We start from the raw sequence: 24,921 nt of genomic DNA, 5'->3' as shown, positions 1-24,921 counted from the left end.
CTAACCGGCCAGGTCGTCGCGGTCCGATCCCGGCGCGTCCCACACCGCGGCCGCGTCGGCGACGGGGATGTCGAGCGCCGCGCACAGTCGGACGACGGTGCCGAAGCCGGGGCTCGGGATGCGACCGGTCTCGATCTTGCGCAGGGTCTCCGCCGAGATTCCTGCTGCGGCCGCGACCACGGTCGTCGTGACCCGCCGCGATGGTCGCGGGGCGGCGACCGCCGACCCGCAGGACGTCGCGCTGATCGAGTCGACGCGCCGCGCACTCGACGCGGGCATCGCGGCCGCCGTCGCGGGCGCCCGGCTCGGTGACGTGTCCGCGGCGATCGGTGCCGTGGCTGCCGAGGGCGGCTATCGCGTCAGTACGGAGTTCGGTGGGCACGGTCTCGGCCGCACGATGCACGAGGACCCGCACGTGCCCAACCTCGGCCGACCCGGCCGCGGCATGGTGCTGCGGCCGGGGACGACCCTGGCCCTCGAGCCGTGGTGGGGCCGCGGAACCGAGCGGCTCGTGGTGGACGGCGACGGGTGGACCCTGCGGTCCGCCGACGGCTCGAGGACGGCGCATTCGGAGCACACCGTGGCGATCACCGAGGACGGACCGCGGGTGCTCACGGCCGGGTAGGCCTCGATGTCACCGCTGTCTGGGTTCCGGGCGTCAGACCAGGTCGAGCCGGACGGAGTTCAGCGTCGTCGCCGCCGCGGGCGGACCGTCCTGGCCGCCGCCCTCGACACCGGCCGCGGCGATGGTGTCCAACGTCGCCAGCCCCGTCTCGTCGATGGTGCCGAAGACGGTGTAGTTCGGCGGCAGCTGCGAGTCGCCGTAGACCAGGAAGAACTGGCTGCCGTTGGTGTCGGCGCCGGCGTTGGCCATGGCGATCGTGCCGCGCGGGTAGAGCACCGGCGACTGCAGGCCGGCGGGATCGTCGCCGTACTGATCGGTGGGGAACTCGTTGGCGTACTGGTATCCGGGGCCACCGGTGCCGGTGCCGGTGGGGTCACCGCACTGCAACACCTTCAGGCTGTCCGCGGTGGTGAGACGGTGGCAGGTGGTCCCGTCGAAGTACTGCTGCCCGGCGAGGGAGGCGAAGCTGTTCACCGTGCACGGGGACTCGGTGGCGTTCAGGGACAGCCCGATGTTGCCCTGAGTGGTTTCCATGCTGACGCTCACGTTGTCGTCCGTGGTGGGGACGTTCTCGGTCTGCGGGGCGGTGTTGGGCTTGGCGGCCTCGCCCGCGGCCGGGTACGCGCAGCTCACGGTCTCCGTAAGCGGAGTGGAGCGGCCGGCGGGCAGCTGACCCTCGGGCGTCGGGGTGGACGAGGTCTCGGCGGCCTGCGTGGTGGCGTCGTCTCCGCCGCGCGTCACGCCCACCGCGACTGCGATGCCGCCCAGGACGACGACCGCCGCCACGGCGATCCCCGCGATGGTGGTCTGCTTGCGGCGGCGGGCACGGGCGGCGCGGTTGGCCAGCTGGCGGTCGAGCTTGCGCTTGGCGGCTTCACGACGCTGTTCGTTGGTCGGCACGAGGCGCGGTCCTACTCTCGTCTGGGGATCGGTCGGGGCGACAAGAGTCTGCCAAACCCACCTGAGAAGAGCCCGAGGCGGTGCGGAGCCTAGAGTGGAACGACCTCTCCGTCGCCGACATCAGGAGTCCTGCTCGTGCGCGTCACCGGATTCCCCGCCGGTCTCTTCCAGACCAACTGCTACGTCGTGGCCCGCGACGGGTCGAGCGACTGCCTCGTCGTCGACCCCGGTCAGGACGCGGCGGGTCCGCTGACCGACTTTCTCACCGAGTCCGCACTGACCCCCGCCGCCGTGTTGCTGACACACGGTCACCTGGATCACATGTGGGATGCCACGCCGATCTGCGAGCGGTACGGCGCTCCGTTGTACGTGCACCCGGGGGACCGGCACCTGCTCACCGACCCGGCCGCCGGCATCGGGCCGACTCTGTCGCCGCTGATCGCGGGCGTGCAGTTCGTCGAGCCGTCCGTGGTGCACGAACTCGGGCACGGCCACGACGTCGAGGCGGCGGGCATCACCGTCACCGTGACGCACACTCCCGGCCACACGCAGGGGTCGGTGGTCTTCGGCGTCGACGCCGGCGCGCAGCGCCTCGTGTTCTCGGGCGACACGCTGTTCGCCGGTTCCATCGGCCGCACCGATCTTCCGGGCGGCGATCACGGTCAGCTGCTGCGGTCGATCGCGGACCGGCTCCTGCCGCTGGCCGACGACGTCGCTGTTCTGCCCGGGCACGGCGAGGCGACCACCATCGGCGCCGAGCGCGCCGGCAATCCGTTCCTGGTCGGGTTGCGGACCGAGCACGCGTGAGTCGCGTCCGCTCCCGGCACACCGCACCGACACTCCAGCCTCGAGGACACCGATGAGCAAGAACGACCGGACTTTCGCCGCCCCGAAGGGCGTGCCGGACTACCTTCCCCCGGACTCGGCCACCTTCGTGGCCGTCCGCGACGGCCTCACCGCCGCGGCGCGGGCCGCCGGCTACGGGCACGTCGAGTTGCCGGTCTTCGAGGACACCAGTCTGTTCGCGCGCGGCGTGGGCGAGTCGACCGACGTGGTCAGCAAGGAGATGTACACCTTCGCGGACAAGGGGGACCGCAGCGTCACCCTCCGCCCCGAGGGGACCGCCGGTGTCATGCGCGCGGTCATCGAGCACGGGCTCGACCGGGGTGCCCTGCCGGTGAAGGTCGCGTACTCGGGACCGTTCTTCCGCTACGAACGGCCCCAGGCGGGCCGATACCGCCAGCTCCAGCAGGTCGGGGTGGAGGCCATCGGCGTCGACGACCCGGCGCTCGACGCCGAGGTCATCGCGATCGCGGACGCTGGCTTCCGGAGCCTCGGGCTCACCGGGTTCCGGCTCGAGGTCACCTCGCTGGGTGACGACACCTGCCGACCGCAGTACCGAGATTTGTTGCAGCAGTTCCTGTTCGATCTGCCGCTGGACGAGGAGACGCGTCGGCGGGCCGAGATCAACCCGCTCCGGGTGCTCGACGACAAGCGTCCGCACGTGCGCGAGATGACCGCCGACGCACCGCTGATGGTCGATCACCTCTCGGACTCCGCGCGCACGCACTTCGACACGGTGCTCGCCCACCTGGACGCGATGGGTGTGCCCTACACGCGGAACCCGCGCATGGTGCGCGGGCTCGACTACTACACCAAGACCACCTTCGAGTTCGTCCACGACGGTCTCGGTGCGCAGTCGGGCATCGGCGGCGGCGGCCGCTACGACGGGCTCATGGCGCAACTGGGCGGACAACCGTTGTCCGGCATCGGCTTCGGTCTCGGTGTCGATCGCACGGTGCTCGCTCTCGCGGCGGAGGGCGTCACGCCGGCGGACACCGCGCGGTGCCAGGTCTACGGCGTGCCGCTCGGCGACGAGGCGAAGGTGCGCCTCGCCGTCCTCGCGCACCGATTCCGTGCGGCCGGGGTGTCGGTCGATCTCGCCTACGGTGACCGCGGGATGAAGAGCGCGATGAAGGGTGCCGATCGGTCCGGTGCACGGGTCGCCCTCGTCCTCGGCGACCGCGACATCGAGGCCGACGAGGTCGGGGTGAAGAACCTCGCCACCGGAGAGCAGGAGGCCGTCCCGACCGCGGACGTCGTCGCTCGCGTGACGGCCCTGCTCGGCCGGGACGCCTGAGCGCCGTGCCGGACCGGAGCGCGGTCGCCCTCGACCTGGTGCCACCCGAGCTGATCCTGCCGCGTCTGCGCGTCGCGGCGGGGATCTTCGCCGGCTTCGGACTCGTGCTCGGGGTCGTCGCGGCGCTCCTGCTGACCCCGGAGGTCGGACTCGCGCTGGCGCTCGCCCTCGTGGCGTCGGCGGTGTGGGCCGTGATCTCCGGTGGGCGCCGTCGACTGTGGATCGACCACGGCGTGGTCTCGAGGCGCGGGGCGCTGCGCACCCGGCGAGTCAACGTCACCGACGCGACGAGCGTGGAACTGGTGGTCCGGGTCGCTCGGGTCAGTCAGGTGGTGCTGCGGGTGGGGGACGACGGCACGACGGTGACCGTGCCGCTCGCGCTCTACACCGGTGACAGCGGACGCGAACTGGGCCCGGTGGCCCTGCGCGCGATCGCCGACGCGTTGGCGCGGTCCTCGACGGCTCCGGCGGCGGCGATGGCGTCGGTGTTGATCACGCAGCTGCGGGCGGAGGCGCGCGACGCCGGTGCGGCCGAGCGGCCGCTGCATCGCGCCGTCGGCGTGATCGAGCGGGCCGGCCGCGCGCCGGTCGGGACGCTCACCGACAGCGAGGTCGCGAGCCTCGTCGACTGAGCGGCGACCGAGCGTCGACCGATGGGAGTCTAGGTGGCCAGGAAGGCGTCGAACACCGTGTCGGAGCCGTGCCGTGCGCCGGAAGTGACCACCAGAGCGCGGTTCAGGTATCCCAGGGTGCGCGATGCCGTCGACACGTCGAGGGTTCCGCGGAAGTAGTAGGTGGCCGAGTCCACCTCGTCGCCGCGGTCGAGCGCGCCGATCACCTCGGCCGTGCCGAAGAGGAACCCCCGCAGCGTCAGGCGCATCACGTTGCTGCCGCCGTCCGCCGCCGCCACCAGATCGATGGCGTAGGAACTCGATCCGTCCGCCCGCACGAGACGGGACTCGGTGCCGACGGGCTGCACCACCGCGTCGATGCCGGGGCCCGTGAGCAGCCCGCCGGACACGGCGGCCACGGTGTGCGCCCCGGCCGGTGTCTCGCCCACCGACACCGGTTCCGCGGTACGGATCACGAGACGGAACAGCGGTTCGAGGGTGGGGGAGACGGGATCGAGCGGCGAGGGGCCATCGGCTGCGTTCACGCGCCCGACGCTAGCGGACCTCGATGGCTGCGGCGCCACGCACTGAAGGAGCGCACCGACTCGGTGCCGGGCCGCACGAGCCAGGGCCAGGGATGGACCTCGACGGGCGCGAGCGCCGCGGCACGACGGGCGAAGCCGGGTACCGGCGCGTGCGTGACGGCCAGGGACCGCCCGGCCAGCTCGTCGGTCACCGTCCCGCGACGGACCTCGACCTCGCGGGTGTCGCCGAGCTCGCCCAGCGTCTCGGCGAGGAACACCAGCCGCTTGCCGGACAGGCGGAGCCGACGAAGCAACGGTTCGTCGAAGACGAACACCGCCGGGCGCGTGTCGTTCGCGGCGAGCGCCGGGTCCTGCTCGCCCAACGATTCCGCGGTGAGCCACACCTGCTCGGCGGACTCCCCGTCCACCTCGGCCGGGCCGGCCGGTACCGACCCCGAACCGAGATCGGGCCCGTCGACCCGGGGGCCGGCGTCGGCGTCCGGCCAGTCCTCGACGGGGCAGGCCGAGTTCAGGGCGCAGTCCCGACACAATGCCGGGGCCCGCTTGCGGACCTGCCAGCGACTGAACCCGTAGACCTTGCCGCCTCCGGTTCCCACCGTCCACTGCCAGCCCAGCCGATTCGCGGCGCGGGACCCGTCGAGCAGGTGCGAGAACATGCGATCCTCGCCGTCCCGCCAGTCCGCGCCGGCTCGGACGGCCCACTGCGACGCCAACCACATCCGGGTCTGGTTGACCAACCACCCGTCGTCGTGCAGCTCGGTCACGGTCTCGTCCATGCAGCGCATCGCGGCCGGCCAGGGATCGTCCGCCCACACGTCCGACGGGCGGCGCGGAGGGCGAGGCTGCTCACGGACCAGCGTCGAACCCAGCGTGGTCCCCACCCGGGCGTAGAGGTGGCGAGCGAACTCCTGCCAGAGCAACTCGTCGCGGTACTTGCCGCGGTCGCGGGCCGGCGCGTCCGCGACGGCGTCCCACACCTCCCGCAGCGAGAGCAGACCGTGCCGGATGTAGGGCGACATGCGGCTCGCTCCGCGACGTGCTCGGGGGAGGACGGTGCTGCGATCGCGCGCGTAGCCGGTCACGTCGAGCAGCGCGAGAGCGGAATCGGCGGCGCTCTGCCCGCCGCGGATCGCTCCGGCCGCGACGTCGGACGGGTCCTCGAGGGCGAGGTCGCCGAGGTGCTCGGCCACCCACCGGACGACGTCGGCGGGGTCCGCACCGGCAGCGAGGCTCGGTGGGGTCGGAAGGCGCGTCATGACTCGACAGTACGGGTCGCCGGACAGGCGCGGACGAACATCTGTTCGACGTGGGCCCGCGTGCCGCGGTAGAGTCCGCTTCGACCATATGTTCGGACGGAGGCCTCGAATGCGATGGGACGCGCAGACGCTCGACGCACCCGACGGCGCGTTGCCGGGGTTGGAGCGGTCCGGCCTGGTGCGCGCGGGCCTGGTCCGCACCGTGCGCACCCCGCAGTTCGAGGGCATGACCTTCCACGAGGTGTTGTGCAAGAGCGCCCTGAACCGGGTGCCCGAGCAGTCGCGGCTGCCCTATCCGTGGACGGTGAACCCGTTCCGCGGATGCACCCACGCCTGCGCGTACTGCTTCGCTCGGCCCACGCACGAGTACCTCGACCTGAACGCGGGCCGAGACTTCGACTCGCAGATCGTGGTGAAGACCAACGTGGTGACCGTGCTGCGCCGCGAACTCGCCCGCGCGTCCTGGAAGCGCGAACCCGTGGCGCTGGGTACCAACACCGACCCCTATCAGCGCGCCGAGGGGCGGTACGAGCTGATGCCGGGCATCGTGCGCGCCCTCACCGAGTCGGGCACGCCGTTCTCGATCCTCACCAAGGGCACCATGCTGCGCCGTGATCTGCCGTTGCTGGCCCTCGCCGCGCAACAGGTGGACGTCCGCGTCAGCGTGAGTCTGGCCGTTCGCGACCCGGACCTGCAGTCGTCGCTCGAACCCGGTACGCCGTCGCCGCGGGCGCGCCTGGATCTGGTGCGGGCGATCACCGAGGCGGGGCTCGGGTGTCACGTGCTCATCGCACCCGTCGTGCCGTTCCTCACGGACAGTCCCGCGCAGTTGGACGCCCTCATGGCGGACCTGCGTGACGCCGGGGCCACCGGGGCGACGGTGATGCCGCTGTACCTGCGGTCGAGCACGCGCGAGGTGTTCCTGGCCTGGCTCGGGGAGAATCACCCCGCGTTGCTGCGGCGGTACCGGACGCTCTACGGCCGCGGCGCGTACGTCAGCGAGGAGTACACGTCGTGGTTGCGCGGCAAGGTCGAGCCGCTTCGGCGCAAGCATGCGCTGACCGGCGTGGACCCGCTCGCGGCTCGGCCCCGGCCGGCGCCGCGCCGCCCGGCCGACACACCGCAACCCACCCTGTTCTGACGGTCGGACGTCAGAAGTCGGGCGTCAGGCCCAGGTGTTCGAGATACCGCCGCGCGGATCGCACCACGGCGCCGCTCCCGTCGGACTCGACCACCTTGCCCCACCAGGCGCCGTGGACGGTCTCGAACTCGAGGTCCCGCAGCAGGCGGACGGTGCGGCGCACCGTGTCGGGGTGTTCGGGAATCAGGTTGGGGTAGCTGTACATGAAGGACACCCACCGTCGGTCCGCGACCACCTGCACGATGTCGCCGGAGCAGAGGTCCCCGCGTCCGTCCGGGCCGGGCCAGTGCAGGACGGTGCCGCCGGCGAAGTGCACCCGGGTGTTGATCAGCGTGCGCCCGGGCAGGATCTCGAGGGTGTCCCCGTCCCAGGTCCGAACGGATCCGCGGCGGGGGATCCACCGCCGGTCATCGGCGTGCACGTAGATCGGGGCACCGCCGAACGCATCGCTCCACTCCACCATGGCGCTGTAGTAGTGCGGGTGGGACACGGCGATCGCCGCGACGCCGCCCAGCTCGGTCACGCGGGCAATCGCGGCGTCGTCGATGCTGGACACGCTGTCCCACAACACGTTTCCGCCCTCGCCGGGCACCAGCAGGGCCCGCTGGCCGATGGCGAAGCCGGGCTCGGTACCGATTCCGGTGAGGCCGGTGATCTCCGGACGCACCACCGTGCGGTGCTCGGCGGAGACCTCGGCGACGGTGGTCCACCGTTGTCCGCCCGCACCCACGTACTGCCGATCGTCGGTGCAGATCGGACAGACCTCGGGATCGACCTCGTCGTACTGGACCCCGCACGTCGTGCAGACGGGCAACCTCGTGCGGGTGGAGTCGCCCGGGCCGGTCACCGGATCGACGACGGGTCGTCGAGGTCCCGGGCGGAGTAGGTGTCGCACGCCGCGACCTGCCCGGTGCGGTAGCCGGCGGTGAACCAGGCCTGTCGCTGCGCGGACGAGCCGTGCGTCCACCCCTCGGGGTTCACCCGGCCCGACGACGCCTGCTGGATCCGGTCGTCGCCCACCGACGACGCGGCGGACAGCGCATCCGCGACGTCGCGGTCGGTCAGCGGCTCGAGCAGTGGTTCCGAGCCGCCCGGCGCGGGCTCGTCGTCCGCGCGGTTGGCCCACACCCCGGCGTAGCAGTCCGCCTGCAGTTCCGTGCGCACCGCACCCGACTCGGCACCGGCCGGATCCGCCTGTGCCCGTCCGATGTCGCCGAGCTGGTTCTGGATGTGATGGCCGAACTCGTGCGCCACCACGTACTCCTGTGCGAGAGGGCCGCCGCTCGAGCCGAAGCGGTCCACGAGCACCTGGAAGAAGTCCGTGTCGAAGTACGCCGTGGAGTCCGCCGGGCAGTAGAAGGGGCCGACCTCCGAAGTCGCGTTCCCGCACCCGGTGGAGACGGATCCGCGGAAGATCTGCACGTCCGGCTGCACGTAGGCGACGCCCGTCTGTGCGGCGAGCTGGGCGTCCCACACCTGGTCGAGACTCTGCACGGTGGCGGTGACGCGGCAGTCGACGTTCGCGTTGGCGTCCGCGCCCGTCTCGCAATTCTCGATGGTGCCGTTGCCGGATTCCTGCGTCGTCCCCGCGTCGCCCCCGAGCCCGCCGAGGACCTGCGACGGATCGCCGCCGAGGAGCAGCGCGATCACCACGACGACGATGCCGCCGAGCCCGCCGCCCACGGCGATGCCTCGGCCGCGCCCGCCCGAGGACCGCTGCACGCGGGAGGAATCGATTTGTGCATCGGGGTCGAAGGTCATCGGTCACCACTTTCTCGAGGCGTGTGCGGTTCACAGCTTCGCACGGGGCCTTCCCCCGACACAGCGCTGTTTCTCCCGGCGTCGAGGTCACCGCGCGTGGTCCGTAGGATCGTCCCCTGTTCCCGTTCATCCCCGGAAGGACTCCAGTGCTGCGCACGCACCTCGCAGGCTCGCTTCGAGCCGAGCACGCGGACCGACAGGTCACACTCACCGGATGGGTCGCGCGTCGCCGCGACCACGGCGGGGTGATCTTCATCGATCTCCGCGACGCGTCGGGTGTGGTGCAGGCCGTGTTCCGCGACGGACCCGCGGCCGAGCAGTCCCACCGTCTGCGCGCCGAGTTCTGCGTCCGCATCACCGGCACCGTCGAGATCCGCCCCGAGGGCAACCAGAACTACGAGATTCCCACCGGCGCCGTCGAGGTGAACGTCACCGAGCTCGAGGTGCTCGGGGAGAGTGCGCCCCTGCCGTTCCAGCTCGACGAGAACCCGGGCGAGGAGGCGCGCCTGAAGTACCGCTACCTCGACCTGCGCCGCGAGGGGCCGGGCAAGGCGATCCGGTTGCGTTCGAAGGTCAACGCGGCCGCCCGCGAGGTGCTGGCGCACCACAGCTTCGTCGAGGTCGAGACGCCGACGCTCACGCGGTCGACGCCCGAGGGCGCCCGTGACTTCCTGGTCCCCGCCCGCCTGCAGCCGGGCAGCTTCTATGCGTTGCCGCAGAGCCCGCAGCTGTTCAAGCAGCTGTTGATGGTCGGCGGCATCGAGCGGTATTACCAGATCGCGCGCTGCTACCGGGACGAGGACTTCCGTGCCGATCGGCAGCCGGAGTTCACCCAACTCGACGTCGAGATGTCGTTCGTCACCCAGGACGACGTGATCCTCCTGGCCGAGGAGATCCTCACCGCGCTGTGGAACCTGGTGGGCCACGAGATCAGCGGTCCGATTCCGCGAATGACCTACCACGAGGCGATGCGTCGCTTCGGCTCCGACAAGCCCGACCTCCGGTTCGGCGTCGAGCTCGTGGAATGCACCGACTACTTCGCCGACACGCCGTTCCGGGTGTTCCAGGCGCCCTACGTCGGTGCGGTCGTCATGCCCGGCGGGGCCTCCCAGCCGCGTCGGCAGCTCGACGCGTGGCAGGAGTGGGCCAAGCAGCGCGGGGCCAAGGGTCTGGCCTACGTGCTGGTCCAGGAGGACGGCACGCTGGGTGGCCCCGTCGCCAAGAACCTGTCGGACGCCGAGCGCGACGGACTCGCCGCCCACGTCGGCGCGCAGCCGGGTGACTGCGTCTTCTTCGCCGCCGGACCGGCCAAGGCGCAGCGCGCCCTGCTCGGTGCGGCGCGCGGTGAGATCGCCCGCAAGCAGGGCCTGATCGACGAGGACGAGTGGGCCTTCGTCTGGATCGTCGACGCGCCGCTGTTCGAGCCGGCGTCCGAGGCCACCGCCAGCGGTGACGTCGCCGTCGGGTCCGGCTCCTGGACCGCGGTGCACCACGCGTTCACCTCGCCGAAGCCGGAGTCGATCGACACCTTCGACACCGACCCGGGGTCCGCCCTGGCCTACGCCTACGACATCGTCTGCAACGGCAACGAGATCGGCGGCGGCTCCATTCGCATCCATCGCAAGGACGTCCAGGAACGCGTGTTCGCGATGATGGGCATCGACGCGGAGCAGGCACAGGAGAAGTTCGGGTTCCTGCTCGACGCCTTCGCCTTCGGCGCGCCCCCGCACGGCGGCATCGCTTTCGGCTGGGACCGCATCACGGCGCTGCTGGCCGGGGTCGATTCGATCCGCGAGGTCATCGCCTTCCCCAAGTCCGGCGGCGGCGTCGATCCACTGACCGACGCCCCGGCGCCCATCACGGCCCAGCAGCGCACCGAGTCGGGTATCGACGCGAAGCCCGTCGTCCGCGGCGAGAAGGGCGCGTCGAACACGGGTGACGGGGGCACTGCCGCCACGTAGGGTGCGGCATGCAGAACCTCCGGGTGATCAGTCCCGCCGACCGCACCTCCGACGTGCTGCGGATGCTCGACGACACCGCGGGCGTGGCGACGGTCTCGGTGATGCGCGACGCCTCCGTCACGCCCGCCGGTGACGTCGTCGACGTCCTGCTCGCGCGCGAGTGCACCGACGCGGTGATCGCCGACCTGCGCCGGCTCGGACTCACCCACCAGGGTGCGATCGCGTTGACCTCGGTCGAGACGGTGCTGGCCGACGCGGCCCGCGAGGCCGAGAAGCGCGCCCCCGGCGAGCCCGACGACGCCATCGTCTGGGACGAGCTGATCGCCCGGACCCGCGAGGAGTCGAGTCTCAACGCGACGTTCCTGGCGTTCCTCACCATCGCGTGTCTGCTGTCGGCGATCGGGGTGGTCCTCGATTCCCCGGTCACCATCGTCGGTGCGATGGTCGTCGGCCCGGAGTTCGGTCCGTTGGCCGCGCTCGCCGTCGGTTTGGTGCGGCGGCGCGGGTCGATGATCCGGCGTTCGCTCCTCGCGCTGACGGTGGGCTTCCCGCTGGCCATGGTGGTGACCGCTCTCGGCGCCCTGGCCGCCGAGGCCGTCGGATGGGTGCGCCCGGACTCCATCGACGATCTGCAGCAGGTCGACTTCATCTACCAGGTGGGGCCGTTCTCCCTGGTGGTCGCGCTGCTCGCGGGTGCGGCGGGCATGTTGGCGCTCGTGTCGTCGAAATCCGCTGCCCTGGTGGGTGTCTTCATCTCGGTGACCACGGTCCCGGCCGCGGGGTTCGCGGTGGTGGCGGCAACCGTGGGGTCGTGGCGGATCGCAGTGCTCTCGGCGGGGCAGCTCGGCAGCAACCTGGTGGGCATCGTGGTGGCGGCGTCGATCGTGTTGTTGCTCCATCGGCGGTCTCGTCGACTGCGAGTCAATTAACATGCGGGCATGGACGCCGTGCCGAAGCGCATTCTGGGGACGGCGGTCGCCGTGGCCCGCCTCTACCACCGGATGGAGACCGACATCCGCGCACCGCTCCCCGCGGGACCGGTTCTCTTCGTCGCCAACCACGGGTTCGGCGGCGTCTTCGATCTCAACGTTCTCGCCTTCTACTCCGCGTACGAGCGCATCGACGGTCGCCGGAGAGTTGCCGTCCTGACGCACCAGATCGCGTGGACCCTCAAGGTGGGCCGACTGGTCGAGTTGTTCGACGCCACGCCGGCCAACCATCGCAACGCCGTGAACGCGCTGCGCTCGGGCAGCCACGTGCTGGTCTTCCCGGGTGGCGACATCGACGGCTTCAAGCGGTGGAGCGACCGTAACCGGGTGCTGTTCGCCGGCCGCACCGGCTACGCGCGGGTGGCCGTGGAGGCGGGGGTGCCCATCGTCCCGGTCGTGACCGCGGGTGCCGGGGAGTCGCTCGTCGTGCTGGCGGAGGGCAAGCGCCTGGCCCGGTGGACACGCGCGGACAAACTCCTGCGGGTCAAGACCGTGGCCACGTCGGTGTCGATTCCGTGGGGGCTGAACGTGGGTCTGGTCGGCCTCCTGCCCTACTTGCCGTTGCCGTCGAAGATCTCCACGACCGTGTTGCCGGCGATGGAGCCGGCGGACGGCGAGTCCGTCGAGGACTTCGCCGCACGCGTCCACCGTGCCATGGACGACGAACTGCAGGCGATGACGACGGAGAGGACCCCGATCGTCGGCTGACCCGCGCCCGGTAGGTTCCTCTGTCGTGGACCGAGCAGCGGGGAGCGCGACCGAGCACCCGTTCGCGACGCACGACGACGCACGCCTGCGCGCCGCGCAGGCGCGGGTCACCCGCGCCGTCGACGAACTCGGGGTGACGTTCGGCGGCGGGGACACGGCGCCGGTGGGTCGGTGGGAACTCGACACCGTGCCCCTGGTCCTGGACGCCGACGAGTGGGCTCGTCTCGATGCGGGCGTCACCCAGCGGTCGCGGCTGCTCGACGCCGTACTGACGGATCTCTACGGCGAGCGCACCGTGCTCCGGCGCGGTCTCGTGCCGCCCGAGGTGGTGTTCCGGCACCGCGGCTATCTCCGCGCCGCCCACGGCGTGACCGTGCCCGGACCCCATCGGCTGTTCTTCCACGCCGTCGACCTGGTGCGGGACGCCGGAGGCGAGTTCCGCGTCCTGTCCGATCGCACGCAGGCGCCGTCGGGCGCCGGATACGCCCTGGCCGATCGGTCGATCCTCGCGCGCGCGGTGCCGGGCGAGTTCCGCGCGGTGAACCCACGTCCCGTCGGCACCTATGTCGGCGCCGTCCGTGTCGCGTTGGTGGAGGCGGCGCCCCCCGCGGCGGAGGATCCGACCGTGGTGGTGCTCAGCCCTGGCGCCGGCTCCGAGACCGCCTTCGATCAGGCGCACCTCGCCTCGGTCCTGGGGTTCCCTCTGGTGGAATCGGCGGACCTGGTGGTGCAGGACGGCGCGGTGTGGATGCGCTCGCTCGGGCGACTGCGTCGTGTCCACGTGGTGGTGCGGCGCGTGGACGACGACCACGTCGATCCCCTCGATCTGCGTCCGGAGTCCCGACTGGGCGTGGTGGGCCTGCTGGACGTGGCGCGCCGCGGCGCGGTCACCGTCGTGAACACCGTCGGCAGCGGCGTGCTCGAGAACCCGGCCCTGGCCGCAGCCGTGCCCGAGCTCACGCGCGCGCTGTTGGGGGAGGAGCCGCTGCTGCCGAGCGTTCCGACGTACTGGGCGGGCACGGACGCGGTGCGCTCCCATCTGCGCGCGACGGTGTCGAGCCTGGTCTTCCACCACGCGACCACGGGAGAGGCGGTGGTCGGAGCCCGCCTCACCGCCGCCGAGTCCGCGGACCTGCTCGCCCGCGTGGACGCCGACCCGACGGCGTGGTCGGCCCGGGAGATTCCGGACCTCGGGGCCTCTCCGGTCGGGCCGGCCGGGCACCGTCGGCCGGGCGTCGGCCTCGACGCGCGTCCGGTGGGACTGCGGGTGTTCGACGTCGCCACCCGCGCCGGGTACGTCACGATGACCGGCGGTCTCGGCCAGGTCCTGGTCACCGACCCGCTGACGGAGCCGATGACCAGTACCGCCGCGCAGGACGTGTGGGTCTCGCCCGGCCGCCGCGACTCCGACACCGCGACGTCGGTCCGTCGGGACGACGGCCCACGGACCGCACGCCGTCGTGAGACCGCCGATCCGGTGTCGAGCCCCCGTGTGCTGAACGATCTGTACTGGATGGGGCGGTACGCCGAGCGGGCCGAGAGTGTCGGCCGGTTGCTCGTCGCGGGCAGCGGCTGTGTACGGGAGTACGGCGTGGAGTCGCCCGCGTCTCGCGTGGTGCTCGCGGCCATCACCCGGGTGTCGGGCACCGAGCCCGGGTTCGCGGCGGCGGGCACTCGGGCCGACGTCATCGCCGAGTTCCGCTCGCTCACCGTGGACCCGCGACGCCTCGGGTCGGCGGCGCAGTCGGTGGCCGCCCTCGCACGCTGCGCACGAGCGGTGCGGGACCAGCTCGGCCAGGACACGTGGGCGGTACTGCACCGGGTCGATCAGGTGCTGGCCGAGGCCGCCGTCGCCTCCGTCGCCGACGAAGCCACGCTCTGGGCGACCCAGAGTCGCGTCGTCGGCTCGATGCTGGCCGTCGCGGGACTGACCGCCGAGTCGATGGTCCGCGATCCCGGATGGCACCTGATGGACCTCGGACGCCGACTCGATCGCGCCGCCGCGATCACCGCCCTGGCGGCCGCCGCGATCGAGGGGGACCACCCGCCCGACGTCACCGAGATCGTGCTGTCCGCGGTGCTGGCCGCCGCGGACTCGTCCGTGACCTATCGGCGTCGGTACCGGGGCGTCCCGACCCTGGGCGCAGTGATCGATCTCGTGCTCGCGGATCCGATCAATCCCCGGTCCATCGTGTTCCAGATCGACCGGATCGCCGCGGACCTGGCGGCATTACCGGGAGCGGAGGTGACGTCGCGTCCGATGCGGGCACTCGACGTCCTCCGGACGACCGTCCGCCGCCTCGAACCGGGCGACGTCGACACCGAGAGCGGTCGCGCGGACCTGCGCGTCGTCCTCGACAGCGTGCTCGGCGATCTGACTCGGCTGGCGGACGCCGTGGTCGAGACGCACCTCTCCGGGCCCGGCGGCACCCAACCGTTGTCGGGCCACGGCGCCGGGCGGGTGCTCTCGTGACCGCGGTCCCGGTCGCGCCGCCGCATCCCGACGTGCGGTGGTACGCGATCACGCACATCACCAACTACCACTACTCGGCCCCGGTGACGTCGTCGTACGGGCGCGGGCACGTCTTCCCCCGCACCACCGCGACGCAGCGGTGTCTCGACGCCACGGTGACCGTGTCGCCGACACCGACGGACGCGTCGTCGGGCGTCGACGTCCAGGGCAACGAGACCGTCTTCTTCCACGTGACGACGCCGCACGAGCATCTGCGGGTCACGGCGCGGTCGCTGGTCGCGGTGACGGCGCCGGATCCGTCGCTGCGCGCCACCGGCGCCGCCGCGGCGCCCTGGGAGCAGTCGCGGCCGGGCGGTCGACCCGACGCCGCGCTGGACGTCGAGTTCGCGCTGGATCTCGACCCGCCCGAGATCACCGCGGACGTCCGCGAGTACGCCGCCGTGTCGTTCCGGCCGGGGCGTCCGCTCGCGGAGGCGGTGTTCGACCTCCAACACCGCATCCACGAGGACTTCACGTATCTGTCGGGTTCGACCACGACGACGACCACCGTCGCGCAGGTCATGGCCACGCGGACCGGCGTGTGTCAGGACTTCGCCCGGGTGGCGGCGGCGTGCCTGCGTTCGCAGGGTCTCGCCGCGCGCTACGTCTCGGGCTATCTCTCGACGACCCCGCCGCCGGGCAAGGAACGGCTGGTGGGCGTCGACGCCAGCCACGCCTGGGTGTCGGTGCGCTCGGCGGACGGGCGCTGGTTCGACATCGACCCGACCAACGACCAATGGTGCGACGATCGCTACGTCACCGTGGCCCGCGGCCGCGACTACGACGACGTTCCGCCGCTGCGGGGAATCATCTACACGGACTCCGCCCGCAGCCGTATCCACGTGTCGGTGGACGTCGCACCCGTGACGGCCCCCACGGCACCGGCGGTGCGATAGGGTCGAGGAAACAGCACGAACGGGTTGTTTTCGCGCGCCCGTTTCGGGGAACGACACAGTGTTCGACAACGTGGTGGGACCGCGCCTGACCGAAGAACGGCGACATTCGCCGCACCAGACGACGGAAACGAGGAATGGCCCGGTGGGTTCCGCGCAGGACCGACCGGTCGACACACCGATGACGGCAATGCTGGCAGACCCGATCACCGAGGCCGTCGCCGCGGCCACGGAGCTTCTCACCCGCCGCACCGGAGCTCCGGTCACCCTGGTCGACCCCGTGGACCTCGGGGGCAGCGGACGCACGGTCGTTCTCCGGGTGCGCGTTGCCGAGAACCCGTTCCTGCTTCCGCGCACACTCGTGATCAAGCAGGTACGCGTGAGCGCCCACGAGTCCGTGGCCCGGACCGGCCTCGGCGCCGGAGACGATTCGGCGTTCGTGCGTGAGGCCGCGTCCTATCAGTTCGCCACGGCACTGGCCACCGATTCCCGCCCCGGTCCGGCCCTCATCGCCTACGACCTCACCGAGCGCCTGCTCGTGCTGAGCGATCTGGGCGACAGCGCGCCGTTCGCCGCCTTGCTGGGGCAGTCCGATCCGGCCGCGGTCACCAACTCGTTGATGGCGCTCGCTCAAGCTCTGGGCCGGATGCACGCCGCCACCGTCGGCCGCGAGGAGGACTTCGGTGCCCTGCTCGCCCGCGCCGGTGTGACCCAGACCGGCGCAGGATTGGGCGATCAGGTCAGCGCGGCGGAGGCCGCCGTGCCCGGCCTCCTGGCCGATCTCGGGGTCGCCGTGCCCGCGGCCGTGACCGACGCGATCGGCCGCGCGGGTCGTCTGTTCGGCACCGGCGGACTGCGCGCCTTCTCGCCCTCGGACCTGTGTCCGGACAACATCATCGTCAACGACGAGGGCGTGCGGTTCCTCGACTACGAGTGGGGTGGTTTCCGGGACGCGACCCTGGACATCGCCTACACCGTGATGTCGTACCCCGGGTGTCTGTGCCGGCTCGAGCTGTCCCCGGAGCGCGCCGAGGCGATGGTCGAGGCCTGGCGTGCCGAGGTGGTCGGGATGTGGCCGCACCTCGCGGACGACGCCGTGCTGCACGCCAAACTGCTCGACGCGCAACTGATCTGGGCGTGGCTCACCACCTTCTGGTTCGTCCCGGACGACGACGCGCGCAACGCCGCTCTGCGTCGACACAACCTGTCCGTGCCGCGGGCGGTCGCGCTGACGACGCGCTGGACCATCCTGGCCGACTACGCGCGGTCGGTGGGCCACACCGACCTGGCCGACTTCGCCGACGAGGTCCGAGACGCCCTGGGATCGCGGTGGGCGGCGTCCTGAGCCCGGACGGTGCTCCGGGCGGTGGCCCGGACGACGGGGGTTTGTTCGAGCCCGCCGGCGCGGCGCCCGACGACGATTCGCCGACGGCGATCCCGGCACCGGTCCCCGGCTCGGGCGGCCCGCTGCCGGTCCGGATGCGGCCGGCCACGCTCGACGAGGTCGTCGGTCAGCAGCACCTCCTCACACCGGGCGCGCCGCTGCGTCGTCTCGTCGAGGGGTCCGGCGCGGCCTCGGTGCTGCTGTACGGCCCACCCGGGACGGGCAAGACCACCCTCGCCTCGCTCATCTCCGGCGCCACCGGCCGCCGATTCGAGGCGCTGTCGGCGCTCTCGGCGGGGGTCAAGGACGTCCGGGCGGTCATCGACCTGGCCCGTCGCCGTGCGGCACACGGCGAGCAGACGGTGCTCTTCATCGACGAGGTCCACCGGTTCTCCAAGACGCAGCAGGACGCGCTGCTCGCCGCCGTGGAGAACCGCATCGTCCTCCTGGTCGCCGCGACCACCGAGAACCCGTCGTTCTCCGTCGTCTCGCCGTTGCTGTCCCGGTCGCTGGTACTGCAGTTGCGGCCCCTCACCGACGACGACGTCCGGGCCGTGCTGACTCGCGCCGTCACCGACCCGCGCGGCCTGAACGGCAGCGTCACCGTCGACGACGACGCGCTCGACCACCTGGTCCGTCTCGCCGGAGGCGACGCCCGCCGCGCGCTGACGGCGCTCGAGGCCGCGGCGGACACGGCCGTCGGCCTCGCGGCGCAGGACCCTCCCGTGGTCGACCTGACGGCCGTCGAGACCAGCGTCGATCGGGCCGCCGTGCGCTACGACCGCGACGGCGATCAGCACTACGACGTCGTCAGCGCATTCATCAAGTCCATCCGCGGATCCGACGTCGACGCGGCTCTGCACTACCTGGCGCGCATGATCACCGCCGGCGAGGATCCGCGGTTCATCGCACGGCGGTTGGTGGTGCACGCGAGCGAGGACGTCGGGATGGCCGATCCGACCGCGCTGCTGTCGGCCACCGCTGCCGCACAGGCGGTCGCGCTGATCGGCATGCCCGAGGCGCGGCTCGCCCTCGCCCAGGCGACGGTCCACCTGGCGACGGCACCGAAGTCGGGCGCGGTCACCGCGGCGCTCGGGGCGGCGATGGCCGACGTCGCGGCGGGCAAGGCCGGTCCGGTCCCGCCGCATCTGCGCGACGGGCACTACGCGGGCGCCGCCGCGCTGGGCAACGCGCAGGGGTACGCCTTTCCCCACGACGACCCCGACGGTGTCCTGGCGCAGCAGTACCCGCCGGACGAGTTGGTCGGCGTCGACTACTACCGGCCGACGACCCACGGCGCGGAGCGCGATCTGGCGACGCGGGTGGGCAAGCTCCGACGGATCGTGCGGCGGTCGTCGCGATAGGGTGACCGTCGTGCAGACCCACGAGATCCGTCGCCGCTTCCTGGACCATTTCGAGAAGTTGGGCCACACCCCGGTGCCCAGCGCCTCGCTGGTTCTCGACGATCCGAATCTGCTCTTCATCAACGCCGGCATGGTCCAGTTCGTGCCGTACTTCCTGGGTCAGCGCACGCCGCCGTTCGATCGCGCCGTCAGCGTCCAGAAGTGCGTGCGCACCGGGGACATCGAGAACGTCGGCGTCACCACGCGGCACAACACGTTCTTCCAGATGGCCGGCAACTTCTCGTTCGGCGACTACTTCAAGCGCGAGGTCGTCGGGTTCGCCTGGACGCTGCTGACGTCGCCCGTGGAGGAGGGCGGCTACGGCTTCGATCCCGAGCGCATCTGGGCCACCGCCTATCTCGACGACGAGGAGGCCATCCAGATCTGGAAGGACGTCGCCGGCCTGCCCGACGAGCGTATCCAGCGGCGCGGGATGGCGGACAACTACTGGTCGATGGGCATTCCCGGTCCCTGCGGACCGTGTTCGGAGATCTACTACGACCGCGGTCCCGAGTACGGCCGCGACGGGGGTCCGGAGGCGGACGAGGACCGCTACATCGAGATCTGGAACCTCGTGTTCATGCAGAACGAGCGCGGGCAGGGGACCGGCAAGGACGACTTCGAGATCCTCGGGCCGCTGCCGCGCAAGAACATCGACACCGGCATGGGTGTCGAGCGCGTCGCGTTCCTGCTCCAGGAGGTCGACAACGTCTACGAGACCGACCTGGTGCGTCCGGTGATCACCGAGGCGGAACGGCTCTCCGGTCGCACCTACGGCGAGAACCACGAGGCGGACGTGCGCTTCCGGGTCATCGCCGACCACGCCCGGACCGCGGTCATGCTGATCGCCGACGGCGTCACCCCCGGCAACGACGGGCGGGGATACGTGCTGCGTCGGCTGCTGCGCCGCATCGTGCGCAGCGCTCGACTGCTCGGCGCCACCGATCCGTCGATGTCCCGGTTCGTCACCGTCGTGCGCGACACGATGGCCGAGTCCTACCCCGAACTGGTCGAGGACTTCGCGCGCATCGAGTCCGTCGCCGTGGGGGAGGAGCGGGCGTTCCTCACGACCCTCAGCTCGGGATCCAAGCTGTTCGAGAGCGCGGCGCAGTCGGTCACCGCCGCCGGCGGAAGCCGCATCGGGGGCTCCGAGGCGTTCGTCCTGCACGACACCTACGGGTTCCCGATCGACCTCACGCTGGAAATGGCCGCCGAGGCGGGCCTCGAGGTCGACGAGGACGGCTTCCGCACGCTGATGGCGGAGCAGCGCAGTCGCGCCAAGGCCGACGCGCGGGCGCGCAAGCACGCACACACCGACCTGTCGGTGTACAAGGAGTTCGTCGATCGCGGACCCACCGAGTTCACCGGGTTCGACGAGCTCGACACCGAGGCCTCCGTGCTCGCCCTCATCTCCGGTGGTGTCCGCGTCCCCACCGCGGCCGCCGGGGAGGACGTCGACGTGATTCTCGACCGCACTCCGCTCTACGCCGAAGCCGGCGGTCAGCTCGCGGACATCGGCACCATCACCGGTCCGGGTCTGCGCGTCACCGTGCGTGACGTGCAGAAGATCGCCAAGACCGTGTGGGTGCACAAGGTCACCGTCGACGAGGGACAGCTGACCGAGGGCGACGCCGTCACCGCGCACACCGATCCGCAGTGGCGCCGCGGCGCCACGCAGGGCCACTCCGGCACCCACCTCGTCGGTGGTGCGCTGCGGCAGATCCTCGGCCCGAACGCGGTGCAGGCCGGGTCGCTCAACAAGCCCGGTTATCTTCGCTTCGACTTCACCTACCAGGGCGCGCTGAGCGAGTCCCAGCGCGAGGACATCGAGGCGGTCACCAACGACGCCGTCGGGTCCGACTACGCGGTGAACACGTTCACGACCGGTCTCGACGAGGCGAAGGAGATGGGCGCGCAGGCACTGTTCGGGGAGAACTACGGCGACGAGGTCCGCGTCGTCGAGATCGGCGGCCCGTTCTCCCTCGAGCTGTGCGGCGGAACCCACGTGCAGCACTCGTCGCAGATCGGCCCGGTCACCATCCTCGGCGAGTCCTCGGTGGGCTCGGGGGTGCGCCGCGTGGAGGCGTTCGTCGGACTCGACTCGTACAAGTACCTCGCGAAGGAACGGGCGCTGCTCGCCGGTCTCGCGACCTCGCTGAAGGTGCCCACCGACGAGGTGCCCGCTCGGGTGGAGAACCTCGTCGAACGGCTGCGCGTCGCCGAGAAGGAACTCGAGGCCACGCGCGCCGCCGCAGTGCTGTCCTCCGCCGGGTCGTACGTCGACGCGGCGCGGACGGTCGGAACGGTGCGCGTGGTCGCCGCCCCGGCACCGGCAGGTGTCGCCGCGGGTGACCTCCGCACCCTCGCACTGGACATCCGTGGCCGATTCGGGTCCGAGCCTGCCGTGGTCGCGCTGTTCGGCGACGTCGACGGCAAGGTGCCGTTCGTCGTCGCCACCACCTCCGGTGCCCGCGACCTCGGGATCGCCGCCGGTGAGCTGGTCTCGTCGTTCGGCCCGTCCATCGGTGGACGCGGCGGCGGCAAGGCCGACGCTGCCCAGGGGTCCGGTTCCGACGCGGCCGGTATCCCCTCGGCGATCGACGCCGTCGTCGCGCGTATCGCCGAGATCGCGTCTTGACCGTGCCGGAAGCACCCCGATCGGGGGTTCCGGACCGGCCCGGAGCCGACGATCCGGGACGGGGACGTCGGCTCGGCATCGACGTGGGCAGCGTCCGCATCGGCGTCGCGTCGTCCGATCCCGACGGCGTCCTCGCGACGCCGGTGGAGACCGTGGCGCGCGCCCCGAAGACCCACCCCGACGCGTCCGACGTGCGACGCATCGTCGCGCTCGCCGAGGAGTACGAGGCCGTGGAGATCGTCGTCGGGCTGCCGCGCACGCTGCGAGGGGAGCGCGGGAAGGCCGCCGACATCGCTGTCCGGTTCGCCCGAGTTCTCGGGCGCGCCCTTCCCGGCACGCCGGTTCGCCTCGCGGACGAACGCTTGACTACGGTGAGTGCGGCGCGCGGACTTCGCGACAGCGGCATCCGGGCCCGGAACCAGCGGTCGGTGATCGACCAGGCCGCTGCCGTGGCGATCCTGCAGGGGTGGCTCGACGAGCGTCGGCGGCCCGGGCGCGACGAGACGACCGCGCCGAACGAGACGGAGGGGGCACCGATGCCCGACAACGGTGACGACGGCGCGGGAGCCACGCAGTGAACAACGGCGCAGGAGCCACGCAGTGAACAACGGCGCAGGAGCCACGCAGTGAACGACGAGTGGGACACCGACCGCATCCCCGTGGTTCGCGACGGACGAGCGCGGGACGGCCGAGCACGCGACGGTGCGCGGGAAGGCCGGCCACGACCGGTGGGTGATCGAGGCGCGCCCGCACCGGAGGCCGGCCGGGCCGGTGCCCGACGCCGCCGGGCCGCGGAGGGCCGCAAGCGTCGCGCACGGATCGTCGGAGGTCTCGCGGTGATCGCACTCGTGGTGCTCGTCGGCGCGGCCGGAGTGTGGGCGTTCTCGGCGTTCCGGGGTGGCGCCGAGCCCGCGGCGGACTTCGCCGGACCCGGCGGCGCCACCGTCGTCGTCGCGGTCCAACCCGGAGACACCGCGGAGCAGATCGCGGGGGAGATGGCCGACAAGGGTGTCACCGCATCGTCCGCCGCGTTCTACGAAGCGGCACTGCAGAATTCGGCGATCACCGCGGTCCAGCCGGGTTACTACCGGTTGCAGGAGGGGCTACCGGCCGCGGATGCGGTGGCCACGCTGGTGGACCCCGCCGCGCGTGTGGGTCAGATCCAGATCGCCGAGGGGCGGCAGCTGCACGACACCACCGACGTCAACACCGGCGCGGTGCGCAAGGGCATCTACACCCTGATCTCCGAGGCGAGTTGCGCTGTGGGCGAGGGTGTTCCGTGCGTGACCTATCAGCAGCTCGACGAAGCCGGGGCGGGCGATCCCGCCGAGCTCGGTGTCGCCGACTGGGCCCGCGACGCCGTCTCTCGCGTCCCCGATCGCGATCGCCAGCTCGAGGGGCTCATCGCTGCCGGCACCTGGAACGTCGACCCCAGTGCCTCGCCCGCGGAGATGATCCGTCAGCTGGTCACCGAGAGCGCCGAACTCTACGAGAGCACCGGACTGCTCGAGACCGGCGCGAACTCCGGCCTGGACCCCTACCAGGTGCTGGTCGCGGCGTCGCTCATCGAACGCGAGTCCCTGCCACAGGATTTCGCCAAGGTGGCCCGCGTCATCCTCAACCGGCTGGCCATCGGGCAGAAGCTCGAATTCGACTCCACCGTCAACTACGCGCTGGACACCACCGAGGTGGCCACCACGGACGTCGACCGCGGCACGGTGACCCCGTGGAACACGTACGCGAGCGAGGGTCTGCCGGCCACCCCGATCTGCTCCCCGGGCGTCGGCGCCGTGCAGGCCGCCGAGAATCCGGAACCGGGCAACTGGCTCTACTTCGTGACCATCAACGCGCAGGGCGACACGCTCTTCACGGACAACTATCAGACCCACCTGGACAACATTCAGAAGGTCGAAGGCGGGTTCCTCGACAGTGGCCGATGAACCGGTTCCCGCGGAGGTGGCCGATGACCCGGGTGCCCGTCGAGCGGCCGTTCTCGGATCGCCGGTCGCCCACTCCAAGTCGCCGATCGTGCACCGGGCCGCGTTCGCCGCGCTGGGCCTGACCGGCTGGACCTACGAGCGCATCGAGTGCACCGCGGACGACCTCGCGCCGCTTCTGGATTCGTTCGGCCCCGAGTGGGTGGGGGTCTCGGTGACCATGCCCGGCAAGTTCGCCGCTCTGGCGTACGCCTCGGAGCGCACCGCACGCGCGGACGCGGTGGGGTCGGCCAACACCCTGGTCCGCACCTCCGACGGATGGCGCGCGGACTGCACGGACGTCGACGGCGTGACCGGCGCGCTCGGCACCGTCGGGGTCACCGATCTCACCGGTGCATCGGTCGTCGTCGTCGGGGCGGGGGGCACGTCGCGGCCCGCCCTGGTCGCGGCCGCGGACCGCGGCGCCGCGTCCGTCACCATCGTCTCCCGCGACCGCGGCCGTGCCACCGGAGCACTGGACTGTGCGGCGCGCTGCGGCCTCGACGCCCGGTGGGCCGACTTCGAGGACCCGCGGCTCGCCGACACCTTCGCGGGTGCCGCCGCCGTGATCTCCACCGTGCCGGCGGACGGAGCGGAGGCGTTGGTGCCCGTGGCCGGGCACGTGGCGGTGCTGCTCGACGCCATCTACGACCCGTGGCCGACGCCGTTCGCCGCAGCCGTCGACCGCGCCGGCGGAACCGTGGTGGGCGGGGTGCAGATGTTGCTGCACCAGGCGTTCGGCCAGACCGAGCAGTTCACCGGCCGTCCGGCGCCGCGCGAGGTGATGACCCGAGCACTGCTCGGCGACTGACCGTTCGTCCCCGGGCGGGCGGCCGTCCCCGGGTCGAGATGCGCGGCCGTGCCGCGGGGCGTCGAGGTGCGAGCGTCGGTCCGTGACCGACTCCGTTCCGCTCTGGCTCGTCGTGGCGACCGCCGCGGCTCTGGGTGCTCTCGCCGTCGCGACGATCGGCCGGTGGACGCGCCCCACCCCGACAGACCACGCGGCGATCGCGCTCGCGTGCGGGTGCGCCGCCGCGGTGAGCGCCGGTTCCGGGATCGCGGACACGGCCGCCGTCGTCGCCCTCACGTCGTGGGCCGGGGTGCTGTGCATCGTGGACGGCCGTCTGCTCCGCTTGCCGGACGAGCTGACCCTGCCGGCCGCCGGGGCCGTGATGGTCGCCGCGCAGCACCCGAGTGCGGCGATCGTGGGGGCGGCCGCGTACGCGGGACTGCACTGGCTGGCCGCCGCGGCGGTGCCGGGTGCGATCGGCGGCGGTGACGTCAAGCTGTGTCTGACGCTCGGTGCCGTGGGTGGGCAGGCGGGTGTCGAGGTGTGGGTGTCCGCGGCGGTCCTGGCGCCGGTCCTCGGACTGGTCGCGGCGGCCACCACGGCAGCGGTCGGCGTTCGTGGCCGGTTCCCGTACGGACCACCGCTCTGTGCGGCGACCCTGGTGGCGTGGCTCGGCGCCGCGGCGTGA

General features: G+C 71.9%; 22 protein-coding genes and 1 pseudogene. 17 read left to right on the top strand and 6 right to left on the bottom strand.

Annotated elements, in window-relative coordinates:
* Complete coding sequence (locus BMZ18_RS07840) at nucleotides 1–279, bottom strand: helix-turn-helix domain-containing protein (protein ID WP_074922071.1); 279 nt, start codon at nucleotides 277–279, stop codon at nucleotides 1–3.
* Here BMZ18_RS07840 and BMZ18_RS07835 point away from each other — a divergent pair.
* A pseudogene (locus BMZ18_RS07835) lies at nucleotides 218–625 on the top strand (M24 family metallopeptidase); the annotation flags it as partial. The gene BMZ18_RS07840 and the pseudogene BMZ18_RS07835 sit on opposite strands and share 62 nt — an antisense overlap.
* Before the next feature lie 33 nt (nucleotides 626–658).
* On the opposite strand, the gene BMZ18_RS07830 reads toward BMZ18_RS07835, so the two are convergent.
* Nucleotides 659–1,525, bottom strand: coding sequence for a peptidylprolyl isomerase (locus BMZ18_RS07830; RefSeq protein WP_068100992.1), 867 nt, complete (start codon nucleotides 1,523–1,525; stop codon nucleotides 659–661).
* A gap of 135 nt (nucleotides 1,526–1,660) precedes the next feature.
* Here BMZ18_RS07830 and BMZ18_RS07825 point away from each other — a divergent pair, with 135 nt between their 5' ends.
* The 3 genes from BMZ18_RS07825 to BMZ18_RS07815 are packed head-to-tail and all read left to right on the top strand — an operon-like array spanning nucleotide 1,661 to nucleotide 4,297.
* Nucleotides 1,661–2,332 (top strand): MBL fold metallo-hydrolase, encoded by a 672-nt coding sequence (locus BMZ18_RS07825; protein WP_068100994.1) that lies wholly within the window; start codon nucleotides 1,661–1,663, stop codon nucleotides 2,330–2,332.
* A 52-nt stretch (nucleotides 2,333–2,384) separates the two neighbouring features.
* Complete coding sequence (gene hisS, locus BMZ18_RS07820; RefSeq protein ID WP_068362123.1) at nucleotides 2,385–3,665, top strand: histidine--tRNA ligase; 1,281 nt, start codon at nucleotides 2,385–2,387, stop codon at nucleotides 3,663–3,665.
* Between the two features lie 5 nt (nucleotides 3,666–3,670).
* A complete protein-coding gene (locus BMZ18_RS07815) occupies nucleotides 3,671–4,297 on the top strand; it encodes a hypothetical protein (RefSeq protein ID WP_068362120.1) in 627 nt (208 codons plus the stop codon).
* A 29-nt stretch (nucleotides 4,298–4,326) separates the two neighbouring features.
* Here the strand turns inward: BMZ18_RS07815 and BMZ18_RS19125 are convergent, their stop codons facing one another.
* Together BMZ18_RS19125 and BMZ18_RS07805 are read right to left on the bottom strand one after the other, a co-directional pair.
* A complete protein-coding gene (locus BMZ18_RS19125) occupies nucleotides 4,327–4,821 on the bottom strand; it encodes a DUF3237 family protein (RefSeq protein WP_068362117.1) in 495 nt (164 codons plus the stop codon).
* Nucleotides 4,818–6,077 (bottom strand): FAD-binding domain-containing protein, encoded by a 1,260-nt coding sequence (locus tag BMZ18_RS07805; protein WP_068362115.1) that lies wholly within the window; start codon nucleotides 6,075–6,077, stop codon nucleotides 4,818–4,820. Before BMZ18_RS07805 ends, BMZ18_RS19125 begins: the two co-directional genes overlap by 4 nt.
* Nucleotides 6,078–6,186: 109 nt before the next feature.
* Between BMZ18_RS07805 and BMZ18_RS07800 the strand changes: the two genes are divergently transcribed.
* Nucleotides 6,187–7,218, top strand: a complete 1,032-nt coding sequence (locus BMZ18_RS07800) for an Rv2578c family radical SAM protein (protein WP_068101004.1) — start codon at nucleotides 6,187–6,189, stop codon at nucleotides 7,216–7,218.
* A 10-nt stretch (nucleotides 7,219–7,228) separates the two neighbouring features.
* Here the strand turns inward: BMZ18_RS07800 and BMZ18_RS07795 are convergent, their stop codons facing one another.
* Both BMZ18_RS07795 and ypfJ read right to left on the bottom strand, forming a co-directional pair.
* The gene (locus BMZ18_RS07795) at nucleotides 7,229–8,065 is read right to left on the bottom strand and encodes an MBL fold metallo-hydrolase (protein ID WP_082894959.1); all 837 of its coding nucleotides are present in this window, start codon (nucleotides 8,063–8,065) and stop codon (nucleotides 7,229–7,231) included.
* The gene (ypfJ, locus tag BMZ18_RS07790; protein WP_068362113.1) at nucleotides 8,062–8,979 is read right to left on the bottom strand and encodes a KPN_02809 family neutral zinc metallopeptidase; all 918 of its coding nucleotides are present in this window, start codon (nucleotides 8,977–8,979) and stop codon (nucleotides 8,062–8,064) included. Before ypfJ ends, BMZ18_RS07795 begins: the two co-directional genes overlap by 4 nt.
* Before the next feature lie 146 nt (nucleotides 8,980–9,125).
* Between ypfJ and aspS the strand changes: the two genes are divergently transcribed.
* The 12 genes from aspS to BMZ18_RS07730 all read left to right on the top strand — a co-directional run bounded on the left by aspS (nucleotide 9,126) and on the right by BMZ18_RS07730 (nucleotide 24,921).
* Complete coding sequence (gene aspS, locus BMZ18_RS07785) at nucleotides 9,126–10,940, top strand: aspartate--tRNA ligase (protein WP_068362110.1); 1,815 nt, start codon at nucleotides 9,126–9,128, stop codon at nucleotides 10,938–10,940.
* Between the two features lie 8 nt (nucleotides 10,941–10,948).
* Nucleotides 10,949–11,869 carry a DUF389 domain-containing protein gene (locus tag BMZ18_RS07780; protein ID WP_068362106.1) on the top strand — a complete coding sequence of 307 codons (921 nt, stop codon included), beginning with the start codon at nucleotides 10,949–10,951 and terminating at the stop codon, nucleotides 11,867–11,869.
* A 9-nt stretch (nucleotides 11,870–11,878) separates the two neighbouring features.
* Nucleotides 11,879–12,637 carry a 1-acyl-sn-glycerol-3-phosphate acyltransferase gene (locus BMZ18_RS07775; RefSeq protein ID WP_068362103.1) on the top strand — a complete coding sequence of 253 codons (759 nt, stop codon included), beginning with the start codon at nucleotides 11,879–11,881 and terminating at the stop codon, nucleotides 12,635–12,637.
* A gap of 25 nt (nucleotides 12,638–12,662) precedes the next feature.
* Nucleotides 12,663–15,110 carry a circularly permuted type 2 ATP-grasp protein gene (locus tag BMZ18_RS07770; protein WP_068362100.1) on the top strand — a complete coding sequence of 816 codons (2,448 nt, stop codon included), beginning with the start codon at nucleotides 12,663–12,665 and terminating at the stop codon, nucleotides 15,108–15,110.
* On the top strand, nucleotides 15,107–16,045 hold the full coding sequence (locus tag BMZ18_RS07765) for a transglutaminase family protein (protein WP_068362097.1): 939 nt from the start codon (nucleotides 15,107–15,109) through the stop codon (nucleotides 16,043–16,045). The genes BMZ18_RS07770 and BMZ18_RS07765 overlap by 4 nt, the downstream gene beginning before the upstream one ends.
* 178 nt (nucleotides 16,046–16,223) lie before the next feature.
* Entirely contained in the window at nucleotides 16,224–17,387 is a 1,164-nt protein-coding gene (locus tag BMZ18_RS07760) for a phosphotransferase family protein (RefSeq protein WP_068362238.1), read from the top strand.
* A gap of 89 nt (nucleotides 17,388–17,476) precedes the next feature.
* On the top strand, nucleotides 17,477–18,790 hold the full coding sequence (locus tag BMZ18_RS07755; protein ID WP_244516461.1) for a replication-associated recombination protein A: 1,314 nt from the start codon (nucleotides 17,477–17,479) through the stop codon (nucleotides 18,788–18,790).
* 10 nt (nucleotides 18,791–18,800) lie between these two features.
* A complete protein-coding gene (gene alaS / locus BMZ18_RS07750) occupies nucleotides 18,801–21,467 on the top strand; it encodes an alanine--tRNA ligase (RefSeq protein ID WP_068362236.1) in 2,667 nt (888 codons plus the stop codon).
* 2 nt (nucleotides 21,468–21,469) lie between these two features.
* A complete protein-coding gene (gene ruvX / locus BMZ18_RS07745) occupies nucleotides 21,470–22,045 on the top strand; it encodes a Holliday junction resolvase RuvX (protein ID WP_068362094.1) in 576 nt (191 codons plus the stop codon).
* 48 nt (nucleotides 22,046–22,093) lie between these two features.
* The gene (locus BMZ18_RS07740; RefSeq protein ID WP_068362091.1) at nucleotides 22,094–23,407 is read left to right on the top strand and encodes an endolytic transglycosylase MltG; all 1,314 of its coding nucleotides are present in this window, start codon (nucleotides 22,094–22,096) and stop codon (nucleotides 23,405–23,407) included.
* Between the two features lie 16 nt (nucleotides 23,408–23,423).
* Nucleotides 23,424–24,254 (top strand): shikimate dehydrogenase, encoded by an 831-nt coding sequence (locus BMZ18_RS07735; protein ID WP_068362228.1) that lies wholly within the window; start codon nucleotides 23,424–23,426, stop codon nucleotides 24,252–24,254.
* Between the two features lie 82 nt (nucleotides 24,255–24,336).
* Nucleotides 24,337–24,921 carry a prepilin peptidase gene (locus tag BMZ18_RS07730; protein ID WP_082894958.1) on the top strand — a complete coding sequence of 195 codons (585 nt, stop codon included), beginning with the start codon at nucleotides 24,337–24,339 and terminating at the stop codon, nucleotides 24,919–24,921.

Origin of the sequence: Rhodococcoides kroppenstedtii, from assembly GCF_900111805.1 — a bacterium.
GTDB lineage: Bacteria > Actinomycetota > Actinomycetes > Mycobacteriales > Mycobacteriaceae > Rhodococcoides > Rhodococcoides kroppenstedtii.
Note: the sequence above shows the minus strand (reverse complement) of the source record. Positions and strands in the feature narration are given on the sequence as shown.